At 64.9% G+C, this 18,225-nt stretch carries 15 protein-coding genes; 12 read left to right on the top strand and 3 right to left on the bottom strand.

Annotated elements, in window-relative coordinates; genetic code table 11:
* The first annotated feature begins 118 nt into the window (after nucleotides 1-118).
* From XH88_RS25100 to XH88_RS25060, 9 genes are all read left to right on the top strand, one after another.
* On the top strand, nucleotides 119-1,198 hold the full coding sequence (locus XH88_RS25100) for an ABC transporter ATP-binding protein (protein WP_271670930.1): 1,080 nt from the start codon (nucleotides 119-121) through the stop codon (nucleotides 1,196-1,198).
* A gap of 30 nt (nucleotides 1,199-1,228) precedes the next feature.
* Nucleotides 1,229-1,945, top strand: coding sequence for an HAD family hydrolase (locus XH88_RS25095; protein ID WP_271670929.1), 717 nt, complete (start codon nucleotides 1,229-1,231; stop codon nucleotides 1,943-1,945).
* A 16-nt stretch (nucleotides 1,946-1,961) separates the two neighbouring features.
* Nucleotides 1,962-3,269 carry an NAD(P)/FAD-dependent oxidoreductase gene (locus XH88_RS25090; RefSeq protein ID WP_271670928.1) on the top strand — a complete coding sequence of 436 codons (1,308 nt, stop codon included), beginning with the start codon at nucleotides 1,962-1,964 and terminating at the stop codon, nucleotides 3,267-3,269.
* Nucleotides 3,270-3,292: 23 nt separating this feature from the next.
* Nucleotides 3,293-4,339 carry an ABC transporter substrate-binding protein gene (locus tag XH88_RS25085; protein ID WP_271670927.1) on the top strand — a complete coding sequence of 349 codons (1,047 nt, stop codon included), beginning with the start codon at nucleotides 3,293-3,295 and terminating at the stop codon, nucleotides 4,337-4,339.
* A gap of 69 nt (nucleotides 4,340-4,408) precedes the next feature.
* Complete coding sequence (locus XH88_RS25080; RefSeq protein WP_271671011.1) at nucleotides 4,409-5,221, top strand: ABC transporter permease; 813 nt, start codon at nucleotides 4,409-4,411, stop codon at nucleotides 5,219-5,221.
* The gene (locus tag XH88_RS25075) at nucleotides 5,218-6,003 is read left to right on the top strand and encodes an ABC transporter permease (RefSeq protein WP_271670926.1); all 786 of its coding nucleotides are present in this window, start codon (nucleotides 5,218-5,220) and stop codon (nucleotides 6,001-6,003) included. The genes XH88_RS25080 and XH88_RS25075 overlap by 4 nt, the downstream gene beginning before the upstream one ends.
* Nucleotides 6,004-6,279: 276 nt before the next feature.
* On the top strand, nucleotides 6,280-6,486 hold the full coding sequence (locus tag XH88_RS25070; protein ID WP_271670925.1) for a hypothetical protein: 207 nt from the start codon (nucleotides 6,280-6,282) through the stop codon (nucleotides 6,484-6,486).
* 243 nt (nucleotides 6,487-6,729) lie between these two features.
* The gene (locus XH88_RS25065; protein ID WP_271670924.1) at nucleotides 6,730-7,857 is read left to right on the top strand and encodes a glycosyltransferase; all 1,128 of its coding nucleotides are present in this window, start codon (nucleotides 6,730-6,732) and stop codon (nucleotides 7,855-7,857) included.
* A gap of 18 nt (nucleotides 7,858-7,875) precedes the next feature.
* Nucleotides 7,876-9,378: a glycosyltransferase family 39 protein gene (locus XH88_RS25060; protein WP_271670923.1), complete on the top strand. Its 1,503-nt coding sequence runs from the start codon at nucleotides 7,876-7,878 to the stop codon at nucleotides 9,376-9,378.
* A 37-nt stretch (nucleotides 9,379-9,415) separates the two neighbouring features.
* Here the strand turns inward: XH88_RS25060 and XH88_RS25055 are convergent, their stop codons facing one another.
* Nucleotides 9,416-10,324 carry an AraC family transcriptional regulator gene (locus tag XH88_RS25055; RefSeq protein ID WP_271670922.1) on the bottom strand — a complete coding sequence of 303 codons (909 nt, stop codon included), beginning with the start codon at nucleotides 10,322-10,324 and terminating at the stop codon, nucleotides 9,416-9,418.
* A gap of 353 nt (nucleotides 10,325-10,677) precedes the next feature.
* Between XH88_RS25055 and XH88_RS25050 the strand changes: the two genes are divergently transcribed.
* Nucleotides 10,678-14,394 carry an autotransporter outer membrane beta-barrel domain-containing protein gene (locus XH88_RS25050; RefSeq protein ID WP_271670921.1) on the top strand — a complete coding sequence of 1,239 codons (3,717 nt, stop codon included), beginning with the start codon at nucleotides 10,678-10,680 and terminating at the stop codon, nucleotides 14,392-14,394.
* 442 nt (nucleotides 14,395-14,836) lie between these two features.
* Nucleotides 14,837-15,928, top strand: coding sequence for a DUF2778 domain-containing protein (locus tag XH88_RS25045; RefSeq protein ID WP_271670920.1), 1,092 nt, complete (start codon nucleotides 14,837-14,839; stop codon nucleotides 15,926-15,928).
* Nucleotides 15,929-15,935: 7 nt separating this feature from the next.
* Here XH88_RS25045 and XH88_RS25040 read toward each other — a convergent pair whose 3' ends face one another.
* Together XH88_RS25040 and XH88_RS25035 are read right to left on the bottom strand one after the other, a co-directional pair.
* Nucleotides 15,936-16,565, bottom strand: coding sequence for a glutathione binding-like protein (locus tag XH88_RS25040; RefSeq protein WP_271670919.1), 630 nt, complete (start codon nucleotides 16,563-16,565; stop codon nucleotides 15,936-15,938).
* A 12-nt stretch (nucleotides 16,566-16,577) separates the two neighbouring features.
* Nucleotides 16,578-17,171: a cysteine hydrolase family protein gene (locus tag XH88_RS25035; RefSeq protein ID WP_271670918.1), complete on the bottom strand. Its 594-nt coding sequence runs from the start codon at nucleotides 17,169-17,171 to the stop codon at nucleotides 16,578-16,580.
* A gap of 123 nt (nucleotides 17,172-17,294) precedes the next feature.
* Between XH88_RS25035 and XH88_RS25030 the strand changes: the two genes are divergently transcribed.
* Complete coding sequence (locus XH88_RS25030; protein WP_271670917.1) at nucleotides 17,295-18,128, top strand: LysR family transcriptional regulator; 834 nt, start codon at nucleotides 17,295-17,297, stop codon at nucleotides 18,126-18,128.
* Nucleotides 18,129-18,225 lie beyond the last annotated feature (97 nt).

The following is an 18,225-nucleotide window of genomic DNA, read 5'->3' as shown; positions in this document are numbered from 1 at the left end:
CGAGAGAGAAGATGGTGCGGTGCACGCTTCGAACGCGAGTGTGTCAGCTTCCTGTCTATAAAGCAGGCTTATGGCGCGCAGTAAGGCACGCCGTCGAGGGACATGGCGAGGTCGATCGTTGGACAAACGAGCGGAAAGCGTCGAGATCAGGTCCGCGAGCAAGGCATATGGCGCCGTCCGCGCCCTCGACCACGTGTCCCTCAATGTTGCCGCTGGCGAGTTCGTCTCGCTGCTCGGTCCGTCCGGTTCCGGCAAGACCACGCTGCTCGGCATTCTGGGCGGCTTCATCCTGCCGACGTCAGGCACGATCCTGTTCGGTGGCCGCGATGTCACCTACATGCCGCCGCACAAGCGCGACATCGGCGTCGTGTTCCAGAACTACGCGCTGTTTCCGCATATGAGCGTCGGTGAGAATGTCGCCTTTCCCCTGCGCGCGCGGCGCCTGCCGAAAGCGAACTGGCCCGACAAGGTGCGCGCGGCGCTATCGATGGTCGGCCTTGCCGGCTACGAGGAGCGCGGCATCGCCCAGCTCTCCGGCGGCCAGCGCCAGCGCGTGGCGCTCGCGCGCGCCATGATCTTCGAGCCGCGCCTGATCCTGATGGACGAGCCGCTTTCCGCGCTCGACAAGCAGCTGCGCGAATCCATGCAGATCGAGCTGCGCGCACTGCACAAGCGCATCCAGGCCACCATCATATACGTCACCCATGACCAGCGCGAGGCGCTCACCATGAGCGACCGGGTCGCCGTGATGAAGGACGGCCGGCTGATCCAGATCGATGAGCCCGAACGACTGCACGATCACCCCGCCGATTCCTTCGTCGCCAGCTTCATCGGGGAAGCGACAATGCTGCCGGTCCGCCGCGTCGATGCGTCCAGCGTCGCGCTCGGCAATGCCTTGCTGCGCAGCGCGCGCGCCATTCCTGACGGCGACACCCTGATGCTCGCCGTGCACAGTGAGAAGCTCTTGATCGATGACGGCGCGCAGGATGCCGCCTGCAACCGCCTGACCGGCACGGTCACCGACATCGTCTACCAGGGCGAGAGCCTGCGCATCTTCCTGGCGCTGGCCGACGGCATCGCGCTCAGCCTGCGCCAGCCCAGCTATCATCAAGCCTATAGCCGGATCCCGCCGCTTGGCGGCAGCCTCACCGTCAACCTTCACCCCGAGGACACCATCGTCGTGCCACGGGTGGACTGAAGTCTTGTTGCAACCTGAGAGAAGAAGAACATGTCGACCCAAGCCGCGTTCAGCAATTTCAAGGTTCTCACCTTCGACGTCGTCGGCACCTTGATCGACTTCGAAACCGGCGTGCTCGGAGCCGTGCGCAAGATCGGTGGCAGGAAAGCGGCCGAGCTCAGCGACGAGCAGATATTCGAGCCCTACAAGCGCGGCCGCGACAAGCATTACGAGCGTTCCAGCGAAGTGATGTTCCACGTCTATCACCATCTCGCCACCGAGCTCGGACTGCCGGCCGATGATGCGTCCTGCGACGTGTTCCAGCTCTCGGTGCTGCGCTGGGGGCCGTTCTCCGACTCGGTCGAGGCGCTGAAGCGTCTGCGGACGAAATTCCGTCTCGTGGCGATGACTAACGCGGACCGCGTCGCGCTGTCCTGCTACGCGCATGCGCTCGGCAATCCGTTCGACGACACCGTTTGCGCCGACGACACTGGCGTGGCGAAGCCCAACCCGGAATTCTTCGCCTACAACAAGGGCCGGCAATCCGCGTTCGGCTACAAGCAGTCCGACATCCTGCACGTGGCGCAGAGCCAGTATCATGACATCGGGATCGCGCGAAAACTTGGCTACAAGGTGTGCTGGATCGAGCGGCGCCAGGGTATCGCCGGCTTCGGTGGCACGCCCGCCGTGGAGACGCTGACCAAGCCGGACTTCCATTATCCGACGCTGAAGGCGCTTGCCGACGCCGCCATTGGCCCTGCGTCATAAATCGGTGAGCGCGGACATGACACGGGACTGGAGCGCGCTGCCATCGGCCAATTCGCTGTGGGAAGCCACGGCGGAGCCGGCACGCGGATTCCCTGTTCTGTCGGGCGAGCTGCAGGCGGATGTGGTGATCATCGGCGCCGGCTACACGGGGCTTTCTGCCGCGCACCACATCGCCAAGAGCGGCCTGTTGCCTGTCGTGCTGGAGGCCAATCGCTTAGGGTGGGGCGGGAGCGGGCGCAATGGCGGTGTGATCACCGCAAAATTCCGCCTGTCGTTTCGCGAGATCGACGCCATGTACGGCCGCGCCATGGCAAAGCGCATGTACGAGATCGCCCATGAGTCGACCGACATGGTCGAGGAGCTCGTCTCGGAATTCGGCATTACCGGAGCAAACCTCACCCGCACCGGCCAGGTCAAGGCTGCCCACAACGAGAGGACGCTGAAGGCCGCGATCGACGAAGCCAACTGGATGACACGCGAGATGGGCTCCGCCGAGGTCCGCATCCTCGACAAGAACGGAGTGCGCGAAGAGACCGGCTCCGACGTCTTTGTCGGCGGCGTGCTCAATCCCGGCTCGGGCGGCATCCATCCGCTGAACTATCTGCGGGGGCTTGCCGATGGCGTGGCGCGCCGCGGCGTGTCGATCTTCCAGGAGTCGCCGGTCGTCAAGCTTCGGCGCGGGAAGGAGGGTATCGTCGCCGAGACGCCACGAGGCGCAGTGCGCGCCAAGCAGGCGATTATCGCCACCAACAGCTATTCGGATCTGACCGGCGCCACCGCACATCTGCAACGCACGCTGATCCCGTTCCGCAGCGCCATGGTCACCACCGGGAAGCTGCCGCGCAATCTCGCCGGAAAGCTGATGCCGACAGGGCGATCCTATACCGAGACCAAACGCATGATGCGCTGGTTTCGCATGGTCGACAACCGCGTGATCTTCGGCGGCCGCGGCGCCTTCGGCAAGCAAGACTCGCAAGCCGCGTTCGATGCCTTGCGCAGGGCGATGGTCGGCATCTTCCCGGATCTCGCCGATATCCCGCTCGAATACAAATGGTCGGGCCTCGTTGCCATGACGCTGGACTCGGTGCCGCATATCGGCCGGCTCGACGAGCGCACGCTGTTCTCGGTGGGCTACAACGGCGCCGGTGTCGCGATGTCGAGCCTGATGGGCCGCTATCTCGCCGCCTTCGTGCGCGGGGAGACGCCCAACGTCGGCCTGCTCGACGCGCGGCGCATGAAGACCATTCCGTTCTATCCGCTGCGTGAGCCCGCCGTGCGCATGGTCGCCGGCTGGTATCAGTTTCTCGATGCGATCGGTCGGTAAAGATATCTTTGGAGGAGGCGAGGATGAATATGAGGTGGACTGTTGGACTGGGTTGTGGGCTGGTCGGCGCAATCGGATGGATCAGCGCGGCTGATGCCGCCGAGCAGATCACTTTCGTCTCGCAAGGCGGCGCCTATCAGCAGGCGCAGACGGTGGCGATTCTCGATCCCTCCGCCAAGAAGCTCGGCATCACCATCAACCAGGATTCCATTCCGGACGCCTGGCCCGCGATCAAGACCCAGGTCGGCAGCGGCAAGCCGATCTGGGACGTGGTCGACACGCCCACCGGCTATTGCCTGCGCGGCGGAGAGCAGGGGCTGATCGAGAAGCTCGACTTCTCGAAAATCCCGAACGCCGCGGCGATGCCGGAGGCCTATCGCAGTCCCTATTCGGTCTCCTACGAATTCTATTCCAGCGTTCTGGCCTACAGCCAGAAAACCTTCCCGAAGGACGCGCCAAACAGCTGGGCCGATTTCTGGGACGTCAAGAAATTCCCGGGCCGCCGCGCGCTGCGCAATCACCCCATTGCCACGCTCGAGGCGGCGCTGATGGCCGACGGCGTCGCGCCGGACAAGCTCTACCCGCTGGACGTCGATCGCGCCTTCAAGAAGCTTGAGGAGATCAAGCCGAACATAACAGTGTGGTGGACGTCGGGCGCGCAGTCGGCGCAGCTCCTCAACGACGGTGAGGTCGATATGGAGATGGCCTGGAACGGCCGCGTCAGCGCCGTCGCGAAGGAGGGCGCGAAGGTTACCTTCACCTACAACCAGGGCATCTTGCAGAGTACTTCGCTCTGCATCCTCAAGGGCGCGCCGAACCTGGAGACGGCGGTGAAGTTCATCAACGAAGCCGTCGATCCCCTGCACCAAGCCAATCTGCCGCTCAACATCGATTACGGCCCGGGCAACCCCAAGGCGTTCGAGACCAGTGTAATCAAGCCCGAGCGTGCCGCGCAATTGCCAAGCGAGCCGGCGAATGCGGCGAAGCAAGCGCTGATGTCCTACGCCTGGTGGTCCTCGCCATCAGGTGAGGCCGCCGAGAAGCGTTGGGCAGCGTTCATGCAGAAGTAAGGCGGGGCAGCGTTGACGACATCCGTGCCAGATCCCTCCCAAAAGCATCAGCGCCGCGAGCACGGCCTGATGCTGGCACTGGTGTCGCCGGCGCTGCTGGTGATCCTGGCGCTGATCGTGTTGCCGGTCGGCTGGCTCGCCTGGCAGTCGGTCTACCATGACGGCTTCACGCTGGAGAACTATCGCCGCGTCTTCACCGAGGACATCTACTGGCGCAGCTTTGCGCTGACCTTCGAGATCAGTTTCGCGGTCACCGTCATCGCTCTGCTGCTCGGCTATCCCGTTGCCTACCTCGCCAATTCCGTGCCGAAGGGATGCAGCATTCTCATCCTGTCGCTGGTCGTTCTGCCGTTCTGGACGTCCGTGCTGGTGCGTGCCTATGCCTGGCTGGCGCTGCTCCAGCGCACCGGCGTCATCAATCAGTTCTTGCGGTATCTCGATGTGATCTCCGAGCCGCTGGCGCTGGTCCACAACACCCTCGGCACGGTGGTGGCGACCGTGCACATCCTGCTGCCGTTCATGGTGCTGCCGCTCTATGCCACCATGCAGAAGATTCCAGGCGATCTCATGCAGGCCGGCGCCAGCCTGGGCGCGAGCCCATCGATGACTTTCTTTCGTGTGTTCCTGCCGCTGTCGCTGCCGGGCATGCTCGCCGGCTGCACCATGGTGTTCGTGCTTTGCCTGGGCTTCTACATCACGCCGGAGCTGCTCGGCGGCGGGCGCACGGTGATGGTGTCGATGCTGGTGAGCCGCAATGTTGAGCTCTACAACCAGTTTGGCGCCGCCAGCGCGGTCGCGGTGGTGCTGCTCCTCAGCGTGCTCGCCATCTTCTTTATCGTCAGCCGCTTCATTTCGCTCGATCGTGTGCTGGGACAGAAATGATGCGCGTCTCGTCCGCTCGGATTGCCCTGTACGTGATCAGCGCGCTGGTGCTGGTCTATCTGATCCTGCCCGTGCTGATCATCGCGCCGATCTCGTTCTCCAGCGCGCGCTTTTTGACCTTCCCGCCGCCGTCGTTCTCGACGCGCTGGTACCAGCAGTATTTTTCGAATCCGGCCTGGATGCAGGCGACGCGGGTGACGCTGACGGTGGCGCTGTTCACCGTGGTGATAGCAACGCCGTGCGGTGTCGCGGCTGCCTATGCCATCAGCCAGTCGAAACTGCGCATCATGCGCATCATCCACATGGCGCTGCTGCTGCCGCTGGTGGTGCCGATCATCATCACCGCGGTCGGCATCTTTTTCGTCTATGCCAGGGTCGGCCTGGTCGCGACCATGCCGGGCCTCGTGCTGGCGAATGTGATGCTTGCGCTGCCCTATGTCGTGATCTCCGCGCTGGCGGGCTTGCAAAGCTTCGACGCCGCGCAGGAGATGGTCGCGCGCAGCCTCGGCATGAACCGCCTGCGCAGCTTTTTCGCGGTGACGCTGCCGCAGATCAAATCCAGTGTCGTAGCCGGCGGCATCTTCGCCTTCATTTCCGCGATGGACGAGACCATCGTCGCGCTGTTCATCTCCGGTGGCCAGTACCAGCCGCTGACCAAGCGCATGTTCACCGCGCTCCGTGATGAGATCGACCCCACGATCGCCGCGATCTCGACGTTGATGACGGCGGCTTCCTTCATGCTGGTGCTGCTGGCGAGCGCCCGGCAGCGGAGGAGCTCCTGACGCGCCCGACGTTCCGGGGCCTAGGCTTACGAGGTTTTCGCGTCGAGCCGATCGACGGCTTCCCCTTGGGTCATACCAGGGTCGCGCAGATCGTGCCCTGACATCTTGCGACCGCGAACAGGGCGGTGGAGTCGGCGCAGAAGGACATCGTGACTGCGTTCGTCAAGCACAGGCCGCCTCAGAAATAGGGCTACGCACTGCTGCAGGCCGGCAGCTCTTCCGGCCACGCATGCATCCATGGTATGAGTGCCGCATCAGGAACAGGGACGGGCTGGCATGGCGTCTGAGTCGGTGGGTGGCATTTTTGGCGCGATCGTCGCGGCGATCGTGCTTGCGGTCGCCGTCGTGTTCGGGCCGATCGGGCAGTACGGCAAGCCGCCGAAGCCGGCCAAGGTCGAGCCGGCTCCCGCCGCCGGGGCGCCCGCAGTCCCGGCCGCACCGGCGCCGCGGGGCCCGGTGATCCGGGAAGTCCCGAACCAGTAATGCGGGAAAATGGGCGGCTTTGCCCCCTTGCAAAGCGGCTTCACCGCTCCCATTTAGCCCCTAACGGCGACGTCGAGCCAAAAGCTCCGCCGCTGGGACGACCTTGGAATAGCTTGGGCCTGCGCCGGATGTACGCGCGGTCCGCCGTTCCGGGGTCGTTGGCATTTCAGGGCCCCTTTTGGGCTGATTCCCACATAAACCCCGGCTTGGCAGCGCAGGACGCGGCGGATATACGCTGCCGTCATGAATGAAGCTATCAGACCGGGCGTCGACAATCAGGCTCAAGAGGGGCCCGAACTGTCGGTCATCGTCCCGACTTTCAACGAGCGTGACAACGTCACGGTGCTGTATCGGCGGCTGGCGGCGACGCTCGTCAACATCGCCTGGGAGGTCGTCTTCGTCGACGACAATTCGCCCGATGGCACCTGGGACGTGGTGCGGGCGCTGGCGCTGAAGGACAGCCGCGTGCGCTGCATCCGGCGCATCGGCCGCCGCGGCCTGTCGGGCGCCTGCATCGAGGGCATCCTGGCCTCGAGCGCGCCTTACGCTGCCGTGATCGACGCCGACCTCCAGCATGACGAAACCCAGTTGCCGAAGATGCTGCTCTTGCTCGCGAGCGACAAAGCCGACCTCGTCGTCGGCAGCCGCTACATCGAGGGTTACAAGAGCGAAGGCTTCAACAAGCAGCGCGCCGGGGCCAGTGCGCTCGCGACCGAAGTGGCCAAGAAGATGCTGCGGGTCGAGATCGCCGATCCCATGAGCGGCTTCTTCATGGTGCGCCGCGATCGTTTCGAGCAATTGGCGCCGAAACTGTCGGTGCACGGATTCAAGATACTGCTCGATCTCGTCGCCACCGCACATGGCGATCTGCGCGCCGTCGAGATTCCCTACACGTTCGGCGCCCGTCAGCACGGCGAAAGCAAGCTCGATTCCATGGTCGCGCTGGACTTCCTCGGCCTCGTACTGGCCAAGCTCACCAACGACATCGTCTCGCTGCGCTTCATCCTGTTCGCGATGGTGGGCGGTATCGGCCTCGTGGTGCATCTCACCACGCTGTTCATCGCGCTTCAGCTGGTCAAGGTGCCGTTCGCGGAGGCGCAGGCTGCCGGCGCCATCGTCGCCATGACCAGCAACTTCATCATGAACAACTTCCTCACCTATCGCGATCAGCGGCTGAAGGGGTTCGGGATCCTGCGCGGCCTGATCATGTTCTACATCGTGTGCAGCGTCGGCCTGCTCGCCAATGTCGGCGTCGCCTTCTCGGTCTACGACCAGGAGCCGATCTGGTGGCTGGCCGGCATGGCCGGCGCGCTGATGGGCGTGGTGTGGAATTACGCGATGTCCGGACTGTTCGTCTGGCGCAAGAAATAGCGCGCCAAGGATTCGGATATGGGCGGGGCTGACGCGCGGATCATCCGCAATACGGCGCTGGTGATCCTTGCGCTGGTCGCCTTGCGGCTGGTCGCGGCCGCTTTCACGCCGATCACCTTCGACGAAGCCTATTACTGGATGTGGTCGAAGAGTCTGGCGGGCGGCTATTACGACCATCCGCCGATGGTGGCCTACGTCATCCGCGCCGGCACAATGATCGCCGGCGATACTGAACTCGGCGTCCGCCTGGTCTCGATCCTGCTCGCGCTGCCGATGAGCTATGCGATCTATCGCACCGCCGCGATCCTGTTCGGCGGTGCCCGCGTGGCGGCGACCAGCGCCATCCTGCTCAACGTCACGATGATGGCCTCGGTCGGCACGCTCATCGTCACGCCGGATGCGCCACTACTGGTGGCCTCCAGCTTCGTTCTGTTCTTCCTCGCGAAAGTGCTGGAGACCGGCCGCGGTGCCTGGTGGCTTGCGGTCGGCGCCGCCGTCGGCGCGGCGCTGCTGTCGAAATACACCGCGATGTTCTTTGGCGCGGCGATCCTGATCTGGCTCGCTTGCGTGCCGAAACTCCGGCGCTGGTTCCTCTCGCCCTGGCCCTATCTCGGCGGGCTCGTGGCGCTGGCACTGTTCTCGCCGGTGATCCTCTGGAATGCGGATCATCACTGGGTCTCGTTCGTCAAGCAGCTTGGCCGCGCCAGGATCGAGGACTTCCGTCCGGTCTTCATCGCCGAATTGATCCCGACGCAGATCGCGTTCGCGACGCCGCTGGTCTTCATCCTCGGCGCGATGGGGCTGCATGCACTGACCTGGCGCAGAGCCGGTGCGCTCGCCTCACGTTTGCTGATCGAGACGATGTTCTGGACCATCGTCGCCTATTTCGTCTGGCATTCGCTGCACGCCCGCGTCGAGGCCAACTGGTTCGCGCCGGTCTATCCGCCGTTCGTCGTCGCCGCTGCGGCCGCAGCCAACCTCGCGCAGTGGAAGCCGCCCGCGCGACGCCTGGTGGATTTCTGCCTGCGCTGGGCCGCGCCGACCGGCATCGTGATGTTTGCCGCGCTGATCCTGCAAGCCAATACCGGCTGGCTGTCCGGCTATCGCCGTGACGCGACCGTGCGCAGCGTCGGGGTAGGCTGGCGCGAACTTGCCGCCGGCATCGAAGCGGAACGCGTGCGCCATGGCGCGACCTGCGTGCTGACGCCGGATTACGGCACCACCGGCTGGCTCGCCTTCTATCTGCCGCGCGGCAGCTGCGTGGTGCAGCAGAACCAGCGCATCCGCTGGGTCAACATGCCCGAGCCCGATCCGAAGCTGCTTGCCGGCAGGCTGCTTTATGTCGACGAGTTGCGTCCCGACGGCCACCCGTTCCTGAACGAGCTGTTCGCGAAAGTGACGCGCATCAGTGAGTTGCAACGTAAGCGCGGGCCGCTGGTGGTCGAGACCTACGGCATCGATCTCGTGGAAGGCGCAAAAGGCGACGTACTGGACCGCTCGCCGCCGCCGGAAGCGCGCTAGCGTCGTGGGATCCCGCGGCTTCCGGCAAGCGACCTGATCATCGCGCGCGGCGCGACGCCTTGCGCAGATCAGTTGGCGTTGCGTCATAGGCGCGGCGGAACGTCCGGTAGAAGTACGACAAGTCGCTGAAACCGCAATCGTACGCGATGGCGCTGACCGTGAGCGCCGCAAAGCGTTCGCCGGTCAGCATCCGGAGCGCGCGCTCGAGCCTGCGGGCCAAGACGAATTCCGAAAAGGTCATGCCTTCCCGTTCAAACAACTTGTGCACGTAGCGCGTGGTCATGCCGAGCCGCGCGGCCACCGTGGCGACGGACAGATCGTGGCTGCCGATTTGGTCTCGCACTTCGGCCTTGATCGCTTCCAGCCGCGCGGCGGCAAGCCCCCGCCGGTGCGCCTCATGCGCCTCATCTGCCTTGGCGCCGAGCGCGAGCGCGGCGAGATCGACGATGTGGCGGGCGGCCGTCTCCGCGATGGCCGCTCGGCCGAGCGTATCGCCACTGTGCAGCGCCTCGACATAGGAGAGCAGAAGCCGGACGGCTTCGTTTCCAGCGAGAATCGGGCGTGCATAGACTGCGTCGAGGTCCCGCACCAGCGCCGCGACCTGAAGCCGGGGCAGGGCGACGGTCACGACATTGCCCGGCTCGTACATCGTGCTCACCGACGGGTATGCCGGGGAGATGGCGACGGCTGAACCGGGCTGGAGCGGGATCTCACGACCGAGCTGCTCGGTCGTGGCCGCACCGCTTGTCAGAATCGTCAAGCCGAATGCGTCTGCGGCGCGGGCGGCGTGCTGCCGGGTGATGCGATATTGCGCGGCGGAGCGCGTTCCCGACACGAGGGCCACGCCGGGCAGGCTCTGAAAAGTGACGCTGGCATGGAATGGTTCGTCGCCGATCGCATCGATATCGACGTGCGTGATGTTGCGGCCGTAGATCTCGCGCCACATACTGAGGCGGCGGCGTGCAGGAAAAGCGTCGGTTGAGATTTTCTGTGGCGCGAACGGAAGCTTAGGCGAGGTCATGCGCTCTAAGTCGGACGTCACTCGCCGCAAGTTCAACATCCCGCAGCTATAGCTGATTTTCGTTGAGAAACAATGGTGGCCAGGCAAGCACTGTAGCCCGAATGCATCTTCTTGCGGCGGACTGGGGATCAGTTCGCTGTGGTCCAAAACTCCGTTCCCTCAAGTCCAAGCCGTTATCGGACGAACCGACTAAGCCTTCTGGCGATGGGACGTTTCGGTGCGTTTCCACGAGGGGCGGTTCGGCCCTTGCGAAGCGATAGGACAGCCAGGACTTGCAGATGAGCCTGATCGAAATTGTGCGGCAGCCGGCGCGCGTGTCTTCTCCCCGGCTTTCTGTGGCTGCCGGCATCGAGCGGTCGGGGCCTGTCCGCACCGGCCGTGCTCACGATCACGCCCCCACGATGCGTCGGCGCGCGCAATCGCTGCGCGCCTGGCTGGCCGGTTCGACGGCCCTGACCGGACTGCTGCTTGCGGGCGCCGCAAACGCCGCCAGCTCGGTGCAATGGCTCGGTACGGTGTCCAGCAACTGGATCGCGGCGGGCAACTGGACCGACGGGACCATGAACGTCGTGCCGACGGCCGCGGACAACGTCACGATCGACACGATAATGCCCAATCCGACCGGCCTGACCACTGCCGCGAATGGCTTCGCCAACCAGCTCTTCGTCGGCTCGATCGCGACGGGCCAGCTCTTCATCCAGGGTGGTAGCATTCTCACGACGAGCGCAGGCACGATCGGCTTCTTTCAGAACGGCAACGGCACGGTCACGCTCACGGGAGCAGGTTCGGCCTGGCACAACAGCGGCGACTTTGACATCGGCTCGAGTGGCAAAGGCGTGCTGAACATCGGAGCCGGCACCAGCGTGACCAACGCCAATGCCACCTTGGGCACGTTCGCCGGCGCGACGGGCCTGGTCAATGTCAGCGGTTCGAATGCGAGCTGGACGACGTCGCACATCCTCACCATTGGCGAGGCGGGCACCGGCACCCTCACCATCTCCAACGGCGCCAGCGTCTCGGCTCCGATCATCGGCGTTGGCGACGGGACCAGCGGCGTCGGCTCGGTGAAGGTGGCAGGGGCGGGATCCAGCTTGACCAGCTCGGGAGTTCTCATTCTTGGCGTGGACGGCACTGGAAGCCTGGCGGTCTCACAAGGCGCCAGCGTTACAACCTTTGCCGCGACCTTCGGCAACAACACCGGATTCGGAGGCAACGCGCCCTCGCAAGGAACCGGAACGATCGATGGCGCCGGCACCCTGTTCGCCGCGGGCCAACTCGAAGTCGGCGCCGGCGGCATCGGAAATCTCACGATATCGAATGGCGCCCGGCTGACGACGTCAACGGCGCCCGCGCTCCTCGGATCTGCGCTGACCGGCGTGGGAACGATCACGGTGGACGGTGCAGGATCGACTTGGGCGAGCAGCACGGCGATCAGGGTCGGTCAGAACGGTACCGGCACGCTGAACGTGACCAATGGCGCCACGGTCAGCGCGTCGTCCACCTATCTTGGCTACTACGCGGGATCGAGTGGCACGATCAAGGTCGATGGCTCAGGGTCAAGCTTGACCAACACCGGTCTCACCGTCGGCTTTGGTGGCGCCGGGACACTCACCATCAGCAATGGTGGTTCGGCGAGCGCGTTTGACAGCACGATCGGCAACAGCACGGGAAGCAGCGGGACGGCGACCGTCGACGGTTTGGGATCCTCCTGGACCAGCACGAACAACCTCACGATCGGCGGCTTCGGCCAGGGCCGTCTCACGATTTCGACCGGTGCCGCGGTCTCCAGCAATAATGGCGCCATCGGCACCCTGGCCGGTTCAAGCGGCACGGTGACGGTGACCGGCGCGGGCTCGAGCTGGAGCAACGCTAGCGTCCTGACTGTCGGAATGATGGGCACAGGCGCGCTCAACCTGTTGAACGGCGCAGCCGTGACGTCCGGCGGTGTCCAGCTCGGCGCCTTCGCCAGCGGCTCGGGTATCGTCGCGGTGGACGGCGCAGGATCAACCCTGACGAGCAACGGCGATCTGACTGTGGGCCTTGCCGGCAATGGCGCGCTGACCATTGCCAATAGTGGCTCCGTCACCGCAACTGGGAATGTCTATCTCGCCCAAGGCGCGTCCGCGACCGGTGTGCTCAACATCGGCGCAGCGCCAGGTTCCGCCGCGGCGGCGCCAGGCAGTCTGAATGTGGGCTCCGTCCAGTTCGGGAGCGGTTCGGGCGTCATCAATTTCAACCACACCTCTTCGAACTATTTGTTCTCGCCCGACATCAGCGGCAACGGCGCGGTCCATCAGATCGCCGGCACCACCGTGCTCACCGGCAACGACACCTACACCGGCGCGACCACGGTCGACGGCGGCACGTTGTCGGTGAACGGCGCGGTCACGACGTCGGCCACAACCGTGAATGCCGGCGGCACGCTTGGCGGCTCGGGCAGCCTCGCCGACGTCACCGTGAATGGCGGCACGCTGGCACCGGGCAATTCGATCGGCACGGTGACCGTCACCGGCAATCTCGTCTTCACGACGGCCGCGACCTATATGGTGCAGATCTCCGGCGCCTCGGCTGACAAGACGATTGTCGGCGGCTCTGCGCAACTCGCCGGTACGCTTGCGGTGATGCCGACGAGCCGCGTCAATGCAACCACCACCTACACCATTCTCACCGCGTCAAACCTGTCCGGCACCTTTGGCACCGTGACTGTGAGCACCCCGGCCTTGGCGCGTAATGCGCGCGTCAGCTATGCCGGCAACGAGGTGCTGCTGACGGTCGATCCCGGCCTGTTGTCATTGGGACTGCCGACATCTGCCACCATCAACCAGAAGAACGTTGCCGCCGGCATCGATGCCGCACTGCTCGCGGGCGCCAATCCGACCGGCGCCTTCAACAGCCTGTTCAACGCCAGCGGAGCGAATCTCCAGGGCGCACTGACGCAAGCCTCGGGTGAAGCCGGAACAGGCACGCTCCAGACCACGTTCGATGCGATGGATCGCTTCCTCAACATCCTGCTCGACCCCTTCGTCGGCAACCGCGGCGAGAGGTCCGTGCCGAGCGGCGCTGCCTTGTCTTACGCCGGTGAAGCGGCAAGGCCGCATGCGAAGACAGATGCCTTCGCGACCCAATTCACCAAGGCGCCCCTCGAGGCTGCACAGCGCTGGAACGTTTGGGCCACCGGATACGGCGGATCGCAGACCACGAGCGGCAACGCGACGGTCGGATCGAACACGGCGACCAGCCGTATTGCCGGCGCCGCTGCTGGCGCAGATTACCTGCTCTCGCCGAACACCATCGCGGGCTTTGCGCTCGCCGGCGGCGGCACCAGCTTCAGCCTCGCCAACAGCCTCGGCAGTGGGCGCTCCGACCTGTTCCAGGTCGGCGCCTATGCAAGGCACATGAGCGGCAACGTCTATGTCTCCGGCGCGCTCGCCTATGGCTGGCAGGACATCACCACCAGCCGCGCGGTGACGATCGCAGGCCTCGACCAGCTCCAGGCGCGCTTCAATGCCAACGCGCTGTCGGGGCGCTTCGAGGGCGGCTACCGCTTTGCGACGCCATGGATGGGGATCACGCCCTATGGCGCGGCGCAATTCACCTCGTTCTTCCTTCCGGGCTACGCCGAGCAGGCGATCTCCGGTGCCAATACCTTCGCGCTGAACTATGCGGGCCGTGACGTCACCGATTGGCGCGGCGAGATGGGCGTCCGCACCGACCGGTCCTATGCGCTGGAGACGGCGATGCTGACCTTGCGTGGCCGTCTCGCATGGGCGCACGACTTCAATCCGGACCGCACGATCTCGGCCACGTTCCAGACCCTGCCGGGCGCAAGCTTTGTCGTGAACGGAGCGGCGCAGGCGCACGACTCCGCGCTGACGACGGCATCGGCGCAACTGAAGTGGCTGAACGGCTGGTCCACGGCGGCAACGTTCGAGGGCGCCTTCTCCAACGTGACCCGCAGTTATGCGCTCAAGGGCAGCGTTGGCTACAGTTGGTGAGAAGCAGCGGACGCACCAGCCTCGCGCAATGTTTCACCAGTATCGTCCGGGGTATTGATGACCACGAAAAGGACTTGGTTGGTGCGTTTAGAGGTGCGGTCGGAGAGGTCCGCCGAGCGCGCTGAACCGGCCGAGAATTATAGTTAACACGGTCGCCTAAGTCCGTAGTTCTGCGGGCTTTTTTCTCGAAATGGCACAGCGTTAACGACTTGCCCTACTGCCGCCCGAACTTAATCCGCATTTAACTAAAAGTCGCCTTAATGACGCTCCGACCTTCTGCGAGATGCTGTTCCCGGATCGTGACGTGCGGCACTTCGAAGGGGGACTTAGTGACACCGTCCTGGACGCAAGGCGAATGAGTACGAGTATCGCTGCGCAAAGTTACGCGGCACGGAAGCCCAAGAATCCTTCGAAGCATTCCTCTCGGAAGTCTTCCCGGAAAATGACCTCCCAAAACGTGCTTGGCGCTGCGGTGATCGGCTGCGTCGTGCTTGCCGGCTGGACCGTCTACAACAACATCTTCGCCGCCAGCGTCTATCCGACCGTCGGCAGCTCCGGCTATGACGAGCCCGTCGTCAAGCGCGCGCCCAAGGTCGCGCTGCGCGAAGCCGGCGAGGCCATCCGGGAAACCTTCGCGCTGCTGCCCGACCGGCTGCAGGTGGCTGCACCGATCTCCCGCGAAATGTTCAACGAGCGCTTTGCCGCTGCAGCGACCCAGGGCGTCGAGTCCAACGCGGCGAGCGCCGCGCCCGCGGCGAAGGTTGCTGAAATCCCTGCGAAGCCGACCGTCGTCGCCAAGGTCGCCGAAGTGCTGAAACCGCTCAATCCGGCCAAGGTGGCTGAGAGGGTCGCTGACAAGGTCGCGGATGTGGCGAAGGGCAAGCGCGGTACCGACGCGCGGGTCCAACTCGCGGCGGCCGATCCGGCCCAGATCGTGCCGGCGCCTGAAGTCAGGCCGAAATCCTTTGCCGATCGCGCCAAGGCCGCGGTGATGTCGATCACCGGTCCGCGCCAGTCGATGGTGGAGAAGCTCTGGGGCAAGCGCGAGCCGTCCGGCGGCTTGCTGGCCTATGCCTCGGCCGATGCCAGCGTGACCTCGGCGATCGCCCCGAAGGAGCAGAACCCGATGTTCGGCGGCGCGCCGCCCTATGAGCGCGACACGGCGGTCTACGACATCACCGCCAAGACGGTTTACCTGCCCGATGGCACCAAGCTCGAGGCGCATTCGGGCCTCGGCTCCAATCTCGACGATCCGCGCTCCTCGAAGGTCCGCATGCGCGGCGTGACGCCGCCCCACATCTATATGCTCAAGCCGCGCGAAGCGCTGTTTCACGGCGTGCCGGCGCTGCGCCTGACCCCGATCGGTGGCGAGAGCGCGATCTACGGCCGCGACGGCCTGCTGGCGCACACCTTCATGCTCGGACCGAACGGCGATTCCAACGGCTGCGTGTCGTTCAAGGACTATTACGCGTTCCTCGATGCCTATCGCAACAAGGGCATTCGCAAGCTCGCGGTGCTGGCGCGGGTGCAGTAAAGCGCGCTCAGGCCGCCATCGTCTTGCGCAGCGCCATCTCGGTGGCGATCGCGTCCCGCACGGCAGGCCGCGCCTGCATGCGTTCGAGATAGGCCACCAGCGTTGGCCAGGGCGCGATGTCGACACCGGCCGGACGCAGCAGCAACAAGGCCCAGGTGAGATGCGCATCCGCGACGGTGAAGCGGTTGCCGACGAGGAATTCACGCTCCGCCAGATGCGCTGACGGCACCGACAATGTCTGCGCGATCCGCGCGCGCGGCTTGGCGAGCGAGGCGTCGTCCTTGTACCAGAAGGTCGGAAACAGGAAGGCCTTGTGGATCTCGGCGCCGATGAAGCTCAGCCATTCCTGCAAGCGATAGCGATCGGCATCATCGGGCCGCGGCGCGAGGCCGCTCTCGGGGGTCAGGTCGGCGATGCATTGCAGCACCGCCGCGCTTTCCGTCAGCCGCTCGCCGTTCGCCAGCACCAGCACCGGCACCGCGCCCTTCGGCGAAATGCCGCGAAAATCGCCGTCGTCGTCCGCGACCTTCTTGGTGCGCAGATGTACCAGATGATAGCGCGCGTCCAGGCCAGCTTCCATCAGCGCGATGCGGCTCGAAAGCGAGCAGGCCATCGGGGAGAAATAGAGTTGCAGCATCGCGTTGCTCCGTCAGTTCAGCACATCGCCGCGCGCGATGACCGCGAAGCGGTCGGAGAGCTCGGCCAGCGCAACCTCGTGCACGGTCCGGGCGTTCAGCGTGCCGCCACGCCCGTCGGGCAGATCGCGCGTCGCGCAGGAATTGGCATCGATGGTCGTGCGAAAGCCGAGGTCGAGCGCCGCGCGCGCGGTCGAGCTGACGCACATATGGGTCATGAAGCCGGCCAGCACGATGTTCTTCCGGTCGGTCGCGTCGAGACGCGCCTTGAGATCGGTGCCGGCAAAGGCATTGGGCAGCTCCTTCTCGATCACCAGCTCGCCGGCATGCGGCGTCAGTTCGGCGACAATGGCGCCGCGCTCGGCACCGCGATCGAACAGGCCGCCTGTCTTGCCGCGATGGGCGATATGGATGATCGCAGCATTGGCCGCGCGCGCCTTTGCCAGCAGCGTCACCGCTCGCGCGATCGCAGGCTTGGCGTCGGGCAGAGCGAGGGGGCCTGCGAGATATTCGTTCTGGATGTCGATCAACACCAGCGCAACGTCGGCAAGGCGCGGCGGGGTGAGGTCGGCGCCGGCAAGCTGCAGCAGGGTCTTTGCGGTCGTCATTGGGTGGGAATCTCCGTCGAGGTCCAGCAAACATAGCGCCGCCGTCCCCTGCCGATATGCAGGGATATTGCAGCGGTCGGCTGCGATATTGCAGGCGACCTGCGGCCGGTGTAGCCTCGCCCCATGAACTGGGACGACCTCCGCATCATCGCCGCCGTCAGGGACGAGGGCACCTATGCCGGCGCCAGCGCCCGGCTGCGCATCGACGAAACCACGGTCGGGCGCAGGCTGTCGCGCATCGAGCGTGCACTCGGCTTGCGCCTGTTCGAGGCGGCCGACGGCGTCCGCAGGCCGACGCGGCAATGCGAATCGGTGCTGGCGCATGTCGAGGCGATGGCGGCGCACGCCGCCGAGATCGGTCGCGTCAGCGAGAGCGTGGAAGGTCCGGTGGGGCGCCTGCGTATCGCCTCCACCAACACGGTCGCAGAAGAAGTGCTGTCGCCGCGCGCGAGCGATTTTCTGCGCGCCAATCCGGGTCTGACCTTGCGATTCCTCACCTCGAGCGAGAACGTGAAATTCTCGCGCTGGGAAGCCGACCTCGCCATCCGGCTGCGCAAGCCGGACAAGGGCGACTTTGCGATCTCAAGGCTCGGGGACATCGAGCTCTATTATTTCGAGCCTGATGGGAGCGAGCGCGAGCCGATGCTCTGTGCCTATCCGGATGAGTTAGGTGCCATTCCCGAGATGCAATTCCTGCGCTGCAGGAAAGCCCACGCGCGCTGCGTCACCGACAATGTCCGCGTCATCCGCAACCTGATCCGCGCGCATCAGGCTGCCGGCGTGCTGCCGGAGTATGTTTGCGCGGATCTGCTCGCCGATCGCCGCCTGCGCGCCACGTTGCTGCCGAAGCGGCGCGATGCCTGGCTGCTCGTGCAAAATCACCTCAAGCGCGATGCCGCGACACGCGTGACGATCGACTGGGTGAGGGCGTGTTTTCAGGAGATGGCGCGGGAGTGAGGCTTCTTTGCCGGCAGCCACCGTCAAATCACATCTTGCACTGAACGCGCGTCCCTCTCGGCGCGACCAATTCATCGCATGCATCGGGATTGCGCGA

Origin of the sequence: Bradyrhizobium sp. CCBAU 51627, assembly GCF_028128765.1 — a bacterium.
Taxonomy (GTDB): Bacteria; Pseudomonadota; Alphaproteobacteria; order Rhizobiales; family Xanthobacteraceae; genus Bradyrhizobium.
The sequence above is the reverse complement of the archived record's forward strand: the minus strand, read 5'-3'. Positions and strand labels throughout refer to the sequence as shown.

Coding starts and splice junctions, on each gene's coding strand:
- XH88_RS25095 (WP_271670929.1), top strand. CDS start 1,229: ATGTCGACCCAAGCCGCGTTCAGCAATTTCAAGGTTCTCACCTTCGAC.
- XH88_RS25090 (WP_271670928.1), top strand. CDS start 1,962: ATGACACGGGACTGGAGCGCGCTGCCATCGGCCAATTCGCTGTGGGAA.
- XH88_RS25085 (WP_271670927.1), top strand. CDS start 3,293: ATGAATATGAGGTGGACTGTTGGACTGGGTTGTGGGCTGGTCGGCGCA.
- XH88_RS25080 (WP_271671011.1), top strand. CDS start 4,409: ATGCTGGCACTGGTGTCGCCGGCGCTGCTGGTGATCCTGGCGCTGATC.
- XH88_RS25075 (WP_271670926.1), top strand. CDS start 5,218: ATGATGCGCGTCTCGTCCGCTCGGATTGCCCTGTACGTGATCAGCGCG.
- XH88_RS25070 (WP_271670925.1), top strand. CDS start 6,280: ATGGCGTCTGAGTCGGTGGGTGGCATTTTTGGCGCGATCGTCGCGGCG.
- XH88_RS25065 (WP_271670924.1), top strand. CDS start 6,730: ATGAATGAAGCTATCAGACCGGGCGTCGACAATCAGGCTCAAGAGGGG.
- XH88_RS25060 (WP_271670923.1), top strand. CDS start 7,876: ATGGGCGGGGCTGACGCGCGGATCATCCGCAATACGGCGCTGGTGATC.
- XH88_RS25055 (WP_271670922.1), bottom strand. CDS start 10,324: ATGTGGCGCGAGATCTACGGCCGCAACATCACGCACGTCGATATCGAT.
- XH88_RS25050 (WP_271670921.1), top strand. CDS start 10,678: ATGAGCCTGATCGAAATTGTGCGGCAGCCGGCGCGCGTGTCTTCTCCC.
- XH88_RS25045 (WP_271670920.1), top strand. CDS start 14,837: ATGACCTCCCAAAACGTGCTTGGCGCTGCGGTGATCGGCTGCGTCGTG.
- XH88_RS25040 (WP_271670919.1), bottom strand. CDS start 16,565: ATGCTGCAACTCTATTTCTCCCCGATGGCCTGCTCGCTTTCGAGCCGC.
- XH88_RS25035 (WP_271670918.1), bottom strand. CDS start 17,171: ATGACGACCGCAAAGACCCTGCTGCAGCTTGCCGGCGCCGACCTCACC.
- XH88_RS25030 (WP_271670917.1), top strand. CDS start 17,295: ATGAACTGGGACGACCTCCGCATCATCGCCGCCGTCAGGGACGAGGGC.